The organism is Streptomyces sp. GL_140, assembly GCF_057834465.1.
Genome location: NZ_CM174404.1, coordinates 4,136,155 through 4,148,612 on the forward strand (window position 1 = coordinate 4,136,155; position 12,458 = coordinate 4,148,612).

The following is a 12,458-nucleotide window of genomic DNA, read 5'->3' on the forward strand; positions in this document are numbered from 1 at the left end:
ATCAACCTTGCAGGTGAGGTTCTGAGGTACCTACGGCCGGGCATAAGTCGGCCATGGCCAAACTCATGCTGCACGGCGATCTGGACCACCCGGCGACGCTGAGCGTCGCGGACCTGCGGGACTGGGCGCAGCACCGGGCCGCGGTCACCTTCGACTGCGCGACGAACGGCCCGCAACACCACGTGTTCGAGGGCCCCTTGCTCCGCGAGGTCATCGCGGACGCGGGCCCGGCCTTCGACCCCCGCCGCCGCAAGGACCGTTCGCGGTTCCTGCTCGCGGTGAGCGGCGGCGACGGACACCATTCGGTGCTGTCCTGGGCCGAGTTGGACGCGGACTTCGGCGACAGCCCGATCCTGCTGGCGACCCGCCTCGACGGCGAGGACCTCGACGGGGCAGGTGCGCAGCTGGTGGTCCCTTCGGACCGGTGCGGGGCGCGCTACGTCAGCGCGGTCACCCACGTGTGGTTCGGCGCGCTGTCCCCGCCGAGCCTGGGCCTCTGACTCAGTCGGTGGCCAGGCTGATCTCGGTGGACTTGATCAGCGCGACGACGGAGGACCCGACGGTCAGGCCGAGCGCCTCGACGGCGTCCTTGGTGATGGCGGCGGTCAGGCCGCCGCCGTTCACGTCCACCTTCACCGAGGCCATGGCGCCGCCGGTGGCGACGTCGGAGACGGTGCCCGCGATCTGGTTACGGATCGAGATCCCCTCGACGGCCGCCGCCGCCAGGGCCACCTCGGTGGCCTTGACCAGCGCCTTGACGGAGGAACCCGCGACGAGGCCGAGGTCCTTGACCGCGTCGGTGGTGATGGCGGCGGTGATGTCCTGGCCACCTTCCAGGCGGACCTTGACCGTCGCCATGGCCTCACCGGCGGTGACTGCGGTGACGGTGCCGGCGATCTGGTTGCGGATGCTCAGGCTCATGAGTGGATCGACCTCTTGTGCAGACGGTTCGCACGGCCCGGGGAGAACCGCACGGAACCGACGCTATCCGGCACGCCTTTGACCTGCGTTCAACCGCTCGCATCCGCCACCCGGAACCACCCGACCGGCTGGCCGATGCGCTCGAAAAGTTTTTCCGGCACTCCTGTCACACTCACCGGCGGCCCCGGGTCATTGCAGTGAAAGCCCCACCGCACTGACCTCCGAGGAGCCCGCCATGAACACCGCAGCCACCATCGTCGCCGTCGTCGCCGCCGCCATGTCGGCCTTCTCGGGCTACTCGCTGCTGACCCGCGTCTCGTGGGTCGTGGAGCCCCTGGAGGAGTACGGGGTCCCGCGGACCTGGTGGACCCTCCTGGGCCTGGCGAAGGCCGCGGGGGCGCTGGGCCTGCTGATCGGCCTCTTCGTCCCGGTCATCGGGATCGCGGCGGGCATCGGCCTGGTCCTCTACTACACCGGCGCGGTGGTCACCGTGATCCGCGCCCGCTCGTACAAGCACGTCCCGTTCCCGGTGATCTACATGGCGCCGGTCGTCGCGGCCTTCGCCCTCGGCTTCGCCGGCTAGGAGGGTGAGGCCCCGCACCCGGCCCGAACCGCGCGCAGGACCGACCGGCCCCCGTGGGGGCCGGTCGGGTCTTTACGGGAACCGGTCAGGCAAAGGTCGGCATCTCGCCGACTGTCGTGGACATGTCGATCACGGCGAAGGCCGCGCCCTGCGGGTCCGTCACCGCGGCGAAGCGGCCGAAGGGGCTGTCCATGGGCCCGAAGTGCAGCATCCCGCCGAGCTCCTGGGTCTTGGCGACCGCCGCGTCGCAGTCCGGGACGCCGAAGTAGACCTGGACGTAGGACGGGATCTCGGGCGGGAACTCGTCACCCATCTTCATCCGGCCCAGCACCACGTTCTCCGGGCCCCCCAGGTCGAAGACCTTGAAGTCCATGCCGGCCATCTCGGGGTTGTCGCCGGCCTCCATCTGCTGCTCGCCGTACGGGAAGACCTGCGGCAGGAACCCGTCCGTCTTGCCCACGTCGCGCGTGAACACCTCCGCCCACGCGTACGCGCCCGCCTCGCCGACCTTCTCGAAGCCCCTGTGCTCGCCGGGCTGCCAGACGCCGAAGACCGCCCCGCTCGGCTCCTTGGCGATCGCCATCGTGCCGAAGGCACCGACCTGCATCGGCTCCATCAGCACCTCGCCGCCCGCCGCCTTGATCTTCCCGGTGGTGGCCGCTGCGTCGGGCGAGGAGAAGTACAGACACCACTGCGAGGCCCCCTCCTGCCCCGGCATCGGCGGGACGACCGCCGCGACCGCCTTGCCGTCGGAGTAAGCCTGTGTGTAATTGCCGTACTCGCTGCTGGACTCGCCGAATGTCCAGCCCAGCACGGCGGCGTAAAAATTCTTGGCGCCCTCCACATCGGTGAACATCGCATCCACCCAGCAAGGTGCGCCTTCAGGGAACTCAGCCATGATCGATCGACTCCTATGTCGTGTACGACGTGACCCGTCTCGCTCTCACGCTAGGTGCGGACTCTGACAACCGCGCGCGGAGAGCCCGTACGCGGGACCCTGGAGCCATGAACAAGGACACCTTCGGGACCGCCACCATCCGGCTCGCCCAGCAGCCCGAGGCCGACGAGCTGCTCGGCCGCAGTCCGCTCGCCGCACTGGTCGGAATGCTCCTCGACCAGCAGGTTCCGATGGAGTGGGCGTTCTCCGGGCCCTGGACGATCGCCCGTCGGCTCGGCTCCGACGACCTGGACGCGCACGTGATCGCCGCCTACGAACCGGAGGCCTTCGCCGCGCTGCTCTCCCAGAAGCCCGCCGTGCACCGCTACCCGGGATCGATGGCGAAGCGGGTGCAACAGCTGTGCGCGTACCTCGTGGAGCACTACGGAGGGGACCCGGCGATGCTGTGGGCCGACGCGGCCACGGGCGCCGAGCTGCTGGGGCGGCTGAAGGCGCTGCCCGGCTTCGGGGAGCAGAAGGCGCAGATCTTCCTGGCGCTGCTCGGCAAGCGGTTCGGGGTACGGCCCAAGGGGTGGCGGGAGGCGGCCGGCGGGTACGGCCCGGCGAACGTCCACCGGTCGGCGGCCGACATCACCGGACCCGAATCACTGGCGAAGGTAAGGGCCCACAAGCAGGAGGCGAAGGCGGCGGCGAAGACGGCCAAAGGATAGCGGGAGAACCGGAATTGACGGTTCGACATGAACTCCGGCCGACCTGGGGAAACCTCCGGGAATTGTCGGACCCCCGCCCTAGACTCGTGATCATGACTGAGAACAGGACCGAGACTCCGACCGAGAACCTGACCGAGAACCTGACTCGCGCCGCCGGCGCCGAATCCATCTCCGACGGCCCCGGCAGCCTCATCACGCTGCTCACCGACACCGCCGAGCTCACCTGCAACACGGCGAGCTTCGAGGTCGGCGCGGCCGGCGCCCCCGTGCACTTCCACACGAAGGCGACCGAGTTCTTCCACGTCACGGACGGCCGGCTCGACGTCCTCGTCGGCGACGAGATACACACCCTCACCAAGGGCGACTTCCTCGCGGTCCCGCCCGGTGTGAAGCACGCCTTCGCCCCGGCCGCCGACAGCACGGCCGAGGTCTTCGTCGGCTTCACCCCGGGCATGGGCCGCTTCGACTACTACCGGCTGCTCGGCCGGGTCCGGGCCGGCGAGGCCACGGCCTCGGACATCATCGACAGCCAGCCGGTCTACGACAACCACTACGCGGAGAGCGACGCCTGGGCCGGACGCCTGAAGCGCAGCGCGGAAGCGTAGATCTCGTCGGCGTCGAGCCTGCGGAGCTCCTCCGCGATCAGCTCGGCACTGCTGCGGATCTTCAGGGCCACCTTGCGGTCGGGGCTGCCCGGCAGGAGCAGGGTGGCCAGGATCCCGTCGGGGCGGTCCACCTGTATCTCCCCGCCCTCGGTCGTCATCCGGACCCGGGTGATGACCGGCCCCGAGGTGGCCACCCGCTCCACCGGGACCCCGAGCCGGTCCTCCAGCCAGCGGGCCAGCAACTCGGAGCTCGGGTTGCCGGGCTCGCTCTCCACGGCAGCGGCCGTCACCGGGAGCGGCTTCTGGTCCAGGGCGGCGGCCAGCAGCGAGCGCCACGGCGTCAGACGGGTCCAGGCGAGGTCGGTGTCCCCGGGCGCGTACACCCCGGCCAGCGCGTCGAGCGCCGCGACCGGGTCGTCGGCCATCTCCGAATCGGTGATCCGCCGCTGGGCCAGGGCCCCCAGCGGGTCCCGGGCCGGGTCCTGCGGCGGCTCGGCGGGCCACCAGGCGACGACGGGGGCGTCGGGCACGAGCAGCGGGAGCACCACGGAGCCTGCGTGCTCCTTGAGCCCACCGTGCAGGCGCAGCAGCAGGATCTCCCCGGACCCGGCGTCGGAGCCGACCCGGATCTCGGCGTCGAGCCGGTTCTGCCGGAGCCGGTGCGGGCCGCGCGCCGTGCGCTGGATGACCGCGATGATCCGGCAGGGGTGCTCGCGCGAAGCCTCGGAGGCCGCGCGGACGGCGTCGTAGGCGTTCTCCTCGTCGGTGGCCACGAGGAGGTTGAGCACGAGCCCCGTCGCCGGGCTGCCGATGGCCCGGCGGGCGTCGAGCAGAGCCCGGTTGACCTTGCTGGAGGTGGTGTCGGTGAGTTCGGTCCGCATGCTCCGAGTCTCGCAGCCCCCACGGCCCGGCGGTACGCCTTCCACCCGGCCGCCGGACCACCGCCGGACCAGCATCGGACCACCGCCGGACCACCGCCGGGTCACCGCCGCTTGCGCGCCGTCCCGAAGATCGACCGCGAGATCTCCCGCCCCAGCTGCGTCCCGATCGACCGGGCCAGCGAGCGGAACAGCCCGCTGCCCACCACCTGTTCGGCCAGTGAAGGATCCGGCTTCGGCGCGTTCCGGGCGGCCACGGCCGCTGCCTTCTCCGCCTTCGCCGCCTCCACGGCGGCCGCCGCCGCCTCCGCCTCGGCCTCCGCGGCCGCCTGCTCCGCGCTGATCTTCTCGTACGCCGATTCCCGGTCGATCGGCTCCGCGTAGCGCGAGTAGAGGAGCGAGGCCTTCACGGCCTGGTCCAGCGCCGCCGCGTCGATCGGGCCCATCAGCGACTGCGGTGCGCGCAGCCTCGTAGCGGCCACCGGGGTCGGCGCGCCGTTCTCGCTCAGCACGGTGATCACCGCCTCGCCCGTCCCCAGCTGGGTCAGCAGCTCCTCCAGGTCGTAGGCGGAGTTCGGGAAGGTCTTCACCGTCGCCTTCAGCGCCTTCGCGTCGTCCGGCGTGAAGGCGCGCAGCGCGTGCTGCACCCGGTTGCCGAGCTGCGCGAGCACGTCGGCCGGGACGTCCTTCGGGGTCTGGGTGACGAAGAAGACGCCGATGCCCTTGGACCGGATCAGCCGCACCGTCTGGGTGATCGCCTCGAGGAAGGCCTTGGAAGCTCCGTTGAACAGCAGGTGCGCCTCGTCGAAGAAGAAGACCAGTTTCGGCTTGTCCAGGTCGCCCACTTCCGGCAGGTGCCCGTACAGGTCGGCCAGCAGCCACATCAGAAAAGTGGAGAAGAGCTGCGGTTTGTCCTGGACCGCCGGAAGCTCCAGTACGGAGACCAGTCCGCGCCCGTCCGCCGCCGTTCGGAGGAATTCACTGGTGTCGAATTCGGGCTCCCCGAAGAATTCCGCGGCACCCTGCTGCTCGAAGGCGGTCAATGCCCGCAGGATCACCCCGGCGGTCACCGTGGACAGCCCGCCAATTCCCTTGAGCTCCGTTTTCCCCTTGTCGGATACGAGAAAAGCGACGACCGCCCGCAGGTCCTTGAGGTCGATGAGCTCCAGGCCCTTGGTGTCGGCGTAGTGGAAGATCAGCCCCAGCGACTGCTCCTGCGTCTGGTTGAGCTGGAGCACTTTGGACATGAGGACGGGTCCGAAACTCGTCACGGTGGCCCGGAGCGGGATGCCGGGCCCGATCCCGCCCAGCGAATAGAACTCGCTGGGGAACCCCGTGCCCTCCCATTCCTGGGCCACGTCCTTGGCCCGTTCCTCGATCTTCGCGTTGCTCGTGCCCGGCGCGGAGATGCCCGACACATCGCCCTTGATGTCCGCGAGGAAGACCGGAACGCCGTTGGCGGACAGCTGCTCGGCGATGAGCTGCAGCGTCTTGGTCTTGCCGGTGCCGGTGGCTCCCGCGACCAGCCCGTGCCGGTTGAGCATGGACAGTGGAATACGGATCTGCCGCTCCGGCAGGCATGCCCCGTCCCAGAGGAGGGCCCCCAGATCGAGCGCGGGTCCGGTAAAGGCGTACCCGGCGGCGATCTGGCCTGCCGGGGACGCGGGGTCGGTGCTCTCGCTCATTTATCACTCCCGAAATAGCGCTGTTTGCCACCTTTGCACCGTCATCGCAAGGCTGCGCCCGCAGGCACCGGCCCGGTAGGCTTTCCGTGTGATCTTCAAGCGCATCGGAAACAGGCGGCCGTACCCCGACCACGGCAGGGAAACCACCCGGCAGTGGGCGGATGTCGCCCCGCGCCCGGTCCGGCTCGACCAGCTGGTGACGACCAAAGGCCAGCTCGACCTCGAAACGCTGCTCGCCGAGGACTCGACCTTCTACGGGGACCTCTTCGCCCACGTCGTGAAGTGGCAGGGCGACCTCTACCTGGAGGACGGGCTGCACCGCGCCGTCCGCGCCGCGCTCCAGCAGCGCCAGGTCCTGCACGCGCGCGTCCTCGAACTGGGCTGACCCCCTGGAGCCGGGCCGACCCGATCGACCTGGACTGACGCGCCGGAGAACGGCGCGGGACACACCGGGAGCACCCCGCGCCGACGGCCCTGGAGGGCCTCACCAGGCGCCGGTTGCGTCCCGGTTGCGCCTTTCGGGTCTGCCTTGCCCTATGAACAGATGATTCGGTGGGCATCGGCTCCGGTCGGCATTACGCTGCGCACATGAGCATGCTCACTCCCCCTGGCATGGGCGGAAAGTACCGCGTGACGGGAGCGGCTTTCCCCCGCATGTCCCGCCCGCGACGCCGCCGCCGGATCGTCCTCCTCGTGCTCGGATCGATCGTCGGGCTCGCCCTGATCGGTTACGGGGCCATGCAGCTCATCGACGTGTTCCGCGGCGAAACGGGCAAACCCGGCACCGCGGCCACCGCCAAGGACTGCGCGACCCCCGCCCCCAAGGCGGGCGCGGCCGCGGCGGTGGCCTCCCCCGCCCCGCAGGTCAAGCTCCCGCAGCCCGGCCAGATCACGGTCAACGTCTACAACGCGACCCCGCGCGCGGGCCTCGCCAAGGCGGTCGGCGACGAGCTCAAGAAGCGCGGCTTCGCCATCGGCAAGGTCGGCAACGCCCCCGCCGACTTCGACAAGAAGGTCCCGGACGCCGGGATACTGCTCGGCTCGCCGCAGACCGACAAGGCGGTCTTCTCCGTGCTCGGCACCAACCTGGCCGGTGCCACGCACCAGACCGACACCCGCGAGACCGCGGACGTCGACCTGATCCTCGGTGACGCCTTCAAGGAGCTCACCCCGAAGGAAGAGGCGGACAAGGCGCTGGCCGCCCTGGCCAACCCGCAGCCCGTGCCCGCGAAGAAGTGCTGAACCCCTGACCCCCTGAACCCGAAGCGAACGGCGAAGGGCCGGCGCGAGGAGCCGGCCCTTCGCCGTTCGGCTTTCGCCGTTCGGCTTTCGCCGTTCGGCTTTCGCCGTGCGGCCTTCGCCTTCGCCGTTCGCCCTTCCGGGCTATTCGGCCGAGCCGTACATCCGGTCGCCCGCGTCGCCCAGCCCCGGCACGATGTAGCCGTGCTCGTTGAGCCGCTCGTCCACCGCGGCCGTCACCACCGTCACCGGGGTGCCCGCCAGCTCGCGCTCCATGACCTCGACGCCCTCGGGCGCGGCCAGCAGCACCACCGCGGTCACGTCGTCCGCGCCGCGCTTGATCAGTTCCTGGATCGCCGCGACGAGCGTGCCACCGGTGGCGAGCATCGGGTCCACCACGTAGACCTGGCGGCCCGAGAGGTCCTCCGGCATGCGCGTCGCGTACGTGGAGGCCTCCAGGGTCTCCTCGTTGCGGACCATGCCCAGGAAGCCCACCTCGGCGGTCGGCAGCAGCCGCACCATGCCGTCGAGCATGCCGAGACCGGCGCGCAGGATCGGGACGACGAGCGGACGCGGGTGGGAGAGCTTCACGCCGGTGGTCGGGCCGACCGGGGTGACGATGTCGGCCTGCTCCGTGCGGACGTCCCGGGTGGCCTCGTACGCGAGCAGGGTGACCAGCTCGTCGGCAAGGCGCCGGAAGGTGGCGGAGTCGGTGCGCTTGTCGCGCAGGGTGGTGAGTTTGTGCGCCACCAACGGGTGATCAACGACCTGCAAACGCACAACGTCCTCCAAGACTCAGCTGCCGGGTTTCCACCGGCCACCGCACCTGCGACCGCTCTGCCCGCGACCGCACCACCTGCAAAAATGGTCGCAAACGCGCGACCCACGCCCAAAAGGCTACGCGCTGTGCCCACCCCTTCGTGCCCGAAGCGGCGGCCGCGCCCCGAAACCCCTGGAGATGCGACCCGCCCGGACCCCCAGCACGCTGGGTTGATGACCAACCCCATGGTGATCGCGGCCGTAGACGGATCCGAACACAGCCTCAAGGCCCTGGAGTGGGCAAGGGCCGCAGCGCTGCGCCACCACACCGGGCTCGTCGTCGCCCACGTGCTGCCCGACAGCGCCCAGCTCTACGCGGCACGCCGTTCGTCCCTGCATGACGGCCACGAGCCGCACGAGGTCCCCGACCCCGTCAGCGAACGGATCGGGGCCCTCCTGGCCGCACGGGGCCCGCTGCCCTCCGAGGTCCGCTACGAGTCCCTGGAGGGCTCCGTCCCGGAGGCCCTGCGGGTCATCGGCGAAGGCGCCCGGATGCTGGTGATGGGCTCCCGCGGCCGCGGCGGGTTCGCCGCCCTGCTGCTCGGCTCGAACAGCCGCGCCGTGGCCACCAGCGCCCCGTGCCCGGTGGTCGTGGTCGCGCACGAGGAACGCGGCGTCGAGGTCGCCGCCCGGCCCTCGGCCGGCCGGGTGGTGCTCGGGCTGCACGCCTCGGAGACGCCCGACAACGTAGTGGACTTCGCGTTCACGGAAGCCGCCGCACGGGGGACGACCGTCCAGGTGGTGTCGGCGTACAGCATCCCGCCGTCGCCCACGATGGTGATCGACAGCCCGTTCGCGGTGATCCCGCCGGAGGCCCTGACGGGGGAGGACGAGAACGCCGTCCCGGCCGAGCGGGAGATGCTGCGCTCCCAGACGGAGCGGCTGGCGCCGTTCCGCGCGAAGTACCCCACCGTCCCCGTCGAACAGGCGGCGGTGCCCGGGGACGCGGCGGGGCGGCTGGTCGACACCTCGAACTCGGCGGCGCTGGTCGTCGTCGGCCGCCACCACCCGCGCCGGCACATCCGGTCCCTGATGATCGGCTCCGTGGCGAACGCCGTGCTCCAGCACGCCCACGGACCGGTGGCGGTGGTCCCGACGCTGACGGAATCCGACTGAACCAGGACCCGATTGCGACCCGACTCCGACCCGACCCGGACCCGACCCGGACCCAAATCGCACCGAGCCGGGACGGAAGGTGGCATCAAACGGCCGCTCCGGGGGAAGGTGGGGGTGCGGGGGGCGGACCGGACCGGACCATCCAGGGGCGGTGACCCATGCCCGACGACGACCACGAGACACCGGAAACCACGGCGCAGCGCAGAGCACGGCGCGCGCAGTTCCTCCGTGACCTGCACGAGGCCCGGGAACTGCGCGACCGCGTCCAGCCCAGACGTGCCCGCGCGGCCCGCATGCGCCAGCAGATGCGCATGCGCACCTTCCGCTGGTGACCGCCTGTCCGCGCTCCTGTCCGCGCCCCCGTCCGGGCTCCGGTCCGCGCCCCCGTTCGCGCTCCAGTTCGCATCCCCGGCCCTCCCCGGGGAGGGCCCCGGGACGGGTCCCGGCCGTCCCCTCGGAGGCCCCGCACAACACGCGCGGCCAGCGCCACGCTGCGGAACACCTCTCGCAAAGGCTCCGTTTCTGCCACGATGCCGATTGGGCGGGGCACGAACGGCGAGCACCACAGCCGTTCGACCCCTCACCCACCTCCGGCCGGGGGGACCTCCAACCGGCACGCCTATGACCAGTGGGAGAGTCACGGTGTATTTCGCCGCACTGCTCGCGCGCACCGAAGACGGGTGGGAAGCGAGCGACCTGGAACTCGACGACGTCGAGTCTCTGAGTGATCTGATCGATCTCGCCCGTTCCGCCGCTGTCGACGACGACACGGTGGTTGCCCTCATCGAACAGGAGGACACCTGGTTCGGGGTCGTCCGCGTGGACGGCGAGGAAGACCCGCGCTTCTACCTGTCCAACGCCTCCGCCGCCTCCCGCAGCTCCTACGGCTCGATGCTGACCGACGAGCTGCTCGGCAAGGACGAGGAGGACGACGAACTCGACGAGCTCGACCTCGACGGCACCGAGGACGGCGAGGACGAAGTCGTCGCCTCGTACTCGGACGACAACCCCGAGGAGGATGGTGAGGACGGTGAGGAAGACGACTCGGACGACGAGGTCCGGGCCGGCGCCGAACCCGTGCCTTCCGGCCCGCTCGGCGACCCCCGGCTGCTCGACGACCTCGGGGTGAGCCACAAACAACTGATGACCCTGGACGGCGACGCGCTCTCGGAGATCGCCGAATCGCTCGGCGCCACCGAGGTCCTGGAGGCCGTCCGCTAGTGGTCTCCGCGCACCACCACACCACGCACGCACCCGATCCCGTACGGGACCCGTGGCGGGACTCCATGCGCCTGGCGCTCCAGGAGGCCGCGCGGGCGGTGCCGGCCGGCGACGTGCCGGTCGGCGCCGTCGTGCTGGGCCCGGACGGGGAACTCCTCGCCACCGGGTACAACGAGCGCGAGGCCACCGGCGACCCGACGGCGCACGCCGAAGTACTGGCGCTGCGCCGGGCGGCCGCCGCGCTCGGAGAGTGGCGGCTCCCGGGGTGCACCCTCGTGGTGACCCTGGAGCCGTGCGTGATGTGCGCGGGCGCGCTCGTGCAGTCGCGGGTGGCCCGGGTCGTCTACGGGGCGTCCGACGAGAAGGCGGGCGCCGCCGGGTCCCTCTGGGACCTCGTACGGGACCGCCGGCTCAACCACCGTCCCGAGGTGATCCGGGGCGTGCTCGCGGGGGAGTGCGCACGGCAGCTGACGGACTTCTTCCGCGATCTCTGACCGCGCCGGGCCGCGCCGGGCCGCGCCGTCGGCCGTGCTCGCACCCTTCCGAGGGTATGGATTTCAGAGCACGGGTCTCCTTGGGCTAAGCTCTCTCTCGGTAGCGTGTCCGAGCGGCCGAAGGAGCACGCCTCGAAAGCGTGTGATGGTGCAAGCTATCCGTGGGTTCAAATCCCACCGCTACCGCTCTGATCGAGAGCCCCGCCCCGCAAGGGTCGGGGCTCTCGTCGTTCCCCCACATGGTCCGGACGTGTGCCTTGCGGGGGACGTGCGCGTGACCGCCCGCCCCCTGGGCCGTTGTCACGGCATGACCAAGACCCGGCGCATGCTCGCCGCCATCGCCCTCGCTGGGGCCGCCGCCGGACTCGCGGCACCCGCCGCCTCCGCCGCCCCCATCTCCCCGCTGACCCTCCCGGACCTGCCGACGGCCGCTCCGGGGATGCCGGCCGGTGCCGCGCCGTCCTCGGTGCAGGACATCGGAGGCAAGGTCTCCGGAGGCCTCAACGAGCTCAACCAGCTGATGGAACTGCCGAACCAGCTCGCGCCCCTCATCGCCCCCGTACAGCCGATCACGGACCTGGCCGGCGGCCTGGAGTAGCGGAAAACACGAAGAAGGCCCCGACCAGAGTCGGGACCTTCGACGGTTGGGACGGGGGAAGTGGCATCGGGGGGACAAGCCACTTCCCCCGATGAGGACGGAACCTGCCAGCCCAAGCCGCAGTCAGGGGGGAAGCTTGCGGCTCGGACCCCGCAGTGAGGTCCTGTCCCTCGCCCACCGATTTCCTGCCAGAACCGGTGGGCTCGTGTTCAAGTCTGCGCTTCCTCACACCTGTGGCACACCGGCAAAGGACCTGGAGCGCCGGGCCATTGGTCCCTAAAGGACAGGTGAGTGTTCGAACCCGACCGGTTAGACTCACCCGACCTTGCAGGACCGGTTGGGGAGGCCGACAGCGCACGTGGACACCAAGAAGCTGATCTCGGGCGCCCTCACCGTCTTCGTCCTCTTCGTCATCATCACTCAGCCCAAGAAAGCCGCCGATATGGTGGGAATCGGTTTCCAGGGACTCTCGGATGCCGCGACCGCGATCGGCGAGTTCATGACCGAACTGGTGCGCTGAACCCGTACGCTGAAGCGGTTTCCGGACTTTCCCGGCCCCCCACTCCGACGGGTGGGGGGCTTTTTGCGTTCCCACATTTGGGGCCCAATGCCCCGATATGCCCAACTTGCCCTCAACACGGCAATATACGGTGCTTGCACACAGTGCACATCTCTTGTGATGCTATGACCG

General features: G+C 70.5%; 17 protein-coding genes and 1 tRNA gene. 13 read left to right on the plus strand and 5 right to left on the minus strand.

All coding sequences use genetic code 11. From position 1 onward, the window contains the following. Window positions 1-53 precede the first annotated feature (53 nt). Entirely contained in the window at window positions 54-500 is a 447-nt protein-coding gene (locus AC3IYJ_RS19250; RefSeq protein ID WP_489402516.1) for a molybdopterin-dependent oxidoreductase, read from the plus strand. Between the two features lies 1 nt (window position 501). On the opposite strand, the gene AC3IYJ_RS19255 is transcribed toward AC3IYJ_RS19250, so the two are convergent. Further along, window positions 502-921, minus strand: coding sequence for a TOBE domain-containing protein (locus tag AC3IYJ_RS19255; protein WP_489402517.1), 420 nt, complete (start codon window positions 919-921; stop codon window positions 502-504). A 235-nt stretch (window positions 922-1,156) separates the two neighbouring features. On the opposite strand from AC3IYJ_RS19255, the gene AC3IYJ_RS19260 reads away from it, so the two are divergent. Further along, window positions 1,157-1,504, plus strand: a complete 348-nt coding sequence (locus tag AC3IYJ_RS19260) for a DoxX family protein (protein ID WP_489402518.1) — start codon at window positions 1,157-1,159, stop codon at window positions 1,502-1,504. Window positions 1,505-1,589: 85 nt separating this feature from the next. Here the strand turns inward: AC3IYJ_RS19260 and AC3IYJ_RS19265 are convergent, their stop codons facing one another. Beyond that, window positions 1,590-2,402, minus strand: coding sequence for a VOC family protein (locus AC3IYJ_RS19265; protein ID WP_489402519.1), 813 nt, complete (start codon window positions 2,400-2,402; stop codon window positions 1,590-1,592). A 107-nt stretch (window positions 2,403-2,509) separates the two neighbouring features. Here AC3IYJ_RS19265 and AC3IYJ_RS19270 point away from each other — a divergent pair, with 107 nt between their 5' ends. Both AC3IYJ_RS19270 and AC3IYJ_RS19275 read left to right on the plus strand, forming a co-directional pair. Next, complete coding sequence (locus AC3IYJ_RS19270; RefSeq protein WP_489402520.1) at window positions 2,510-3,112, plus strand: HhH-GPD-type base excision DNA repair protein; 603 nt, start codon at window positions 2,510-2,512, stop codon at window positions 3,110-3,112. A gap of 92 nt (window positions 3,113-3,204) precedes the next feature. Beyond that, window positions 3,205-3,717, plus strand: coding sequence for a cupin domain-containing protein (locus tag AC3IYJ_RS19275; RefSeq protein ID WP_489402521.1), 513 nt, complete (start codon window positions 3,205-3,207; stop codon window positions 3,715-3,717). Here AC3IYJ_RS19275 and opcA read toward each other — a convergent pair. Further along, complete coding sequence (gene opcA, locus AC3IYJ_RS19280; RefSeq protein WP_489402522.1) at window positions 3,663-4,598, minus strand: glucose-6-phosphate dehydrogenase assembly protein OpcA; 936 nt, start codon at window positions 4,596-4,598, stop codon at window positions 3,663-3,665. The two genes, AC3IYJ_RS19275 and opcA, sit on opposite strands and share 55 nt — an antisense overlap. A gap of 101 nt (window positions 4,599-4,699) precedes the next feature. Further along, window positions 4,700-6,280: a helicase HerA-like domain-containing protein gene (locus AC3IYJ_RS19285; RefSeq protein ID WP_489402523.1), complete on the minus strand. Its 1,581-nt coding sequence runs from the start codon at window positions 6,278-6,280 to the stop codon at window positions 4,700-4,702. A gap of 88 nt (window positions 6,281-6,368) precedes the next feature. Between AC3IYJ_RS19285 and AC3IYJ_RS19290 the strand changes: the two genes are divergently transcribed. Further along, window positions 6,369-6,665, plus strand: coding sequence for a type II toxin-antitoxin system VapB family antitoxin (locus tag AC3IYJ_RS19290; RefSeq protein ID WP_112446725.1), 297 nt, complete (start codon window positions 6,369-6,371; stop codon window positions 6,663-6,665). Between the two features lie 203 nt (window positions 6,666-6,868). After that, the gene (locus tag AC3IYJ_RS19295; RefSeq protein ID WP_489402524.1) at window positions 6,869-7,522 is read left to right on the plus strand and encodes a LytR C-terminal domain-containing protein; all 654 of its coding nucleotides are present in this window, start codon (window positions 6,869-6,871) and stop codon (window positions 7,520-7,522) included. A 141-nt stretch (window positions 7,523-7,663) separates the two neighbouring features. On the opposite strand, the gene upp is transcribed toward AC3IYJ_RS19295, so the two are convergent. Then, window positions 7,664-8,299, minus strand: coding sequence for a uracil phosphoribosyltransferase (upp, locus tag AC3IYJ_RS19300; RefSeq protein ID WP_330297323.1), 636 nt, complete (start codon window positions 8,297-8,299; stop codon window positions 7,664-7,666). Window positions 8,300-8,512: 213 nt separating this feature from the next. Here upp and AC3IYJ_RS19305 point away from each other — a divergent pair, with 213 nt between their 5' ends. From AC3IYJ_RS19305 to AC3IYJ_RS19335, 7 genes are all read left to right on the plus strand, one after another. Continuing rightward, window positions 8,513-9,454 (plus strand): universal stress protein, encoded by a 942-nt coding sequence (locus tag AC3IYJ_RS19305; protein ID WP_489402525.1) that lies wholly within the window; start codon window positions 8,513-8,515, stop codon window positions 9,452-9,454. A gap of 158 nt (window positions 9,455-9,612) precedes the next feature. Then, window positions 9,613-9,786 (plus strand): hypothetical protein, encoded by a 174-nt coding sequence (locus AC3IYJ_RS19310; protein ID WP_330297325.1) that lies wholly within the window; start codon window positions 9,613-9,615, stop codon window positions 9,784-9,786. 310 nt (window positions 9,787-10,096) lie between these two features. Next, window positions 10,097-10,675: a tRNA adenosine deaminase-associated protein gene (locus AC3IYJ_RS19315; RefSeq protein ID WP_489402526.1), complete on the plus strand. Its 579-nt coding sequence runs from the start codon at window positions 10,097-10,099 to the stop codon at window positions 10,673-10,675. 65 nt (window positions 10,676-10,740) lie between these two features. Next, a complete protein-coding gene (gene tadA / locus AC3IYJ_RS19320) occupies window positions 10,741-11,169 on the plus strand; it encodes a tRNA adenosine(34) deaminase TadA (protein ID WP_489402859.1) in 429 nt (142 codons plus the stop codon). A gap of 99 nt (window positions 11,170-11,268) precedes the next feature. After that, a tRNA-Ser gene (locus AC3IYJ_RS19325) sits at window positions 11,269-11,355 on the plus strand. A gap of 88 nt (window positions 11,356-11,443) precedes the next feature. After that, a complete protein-coding gene (locus tag AC3IYJ_RS19330; RefSeq protein WP_489402527.1) occupies window positions 11,444-11,767 on the plus strand; it encodes a hypothetical protein in 324 nt (107 codons plus the stop codon). A gap of 358 nt (window positions 11,768-12,125) precedes the next feature. Continuing rightward, complete coding sequence (locus tag AC3IYJ_RS19335) at window positions 12,126-12,287, plus strand: hypothetical protein (RefSeq protein ID WP_371616739.1); 162 nt, start codon at window positions 12,126-12,128, stop codon at window positions 12,285-12,287. Window positions 12,288-12,458: the final 171 nt, after the last annotated feature.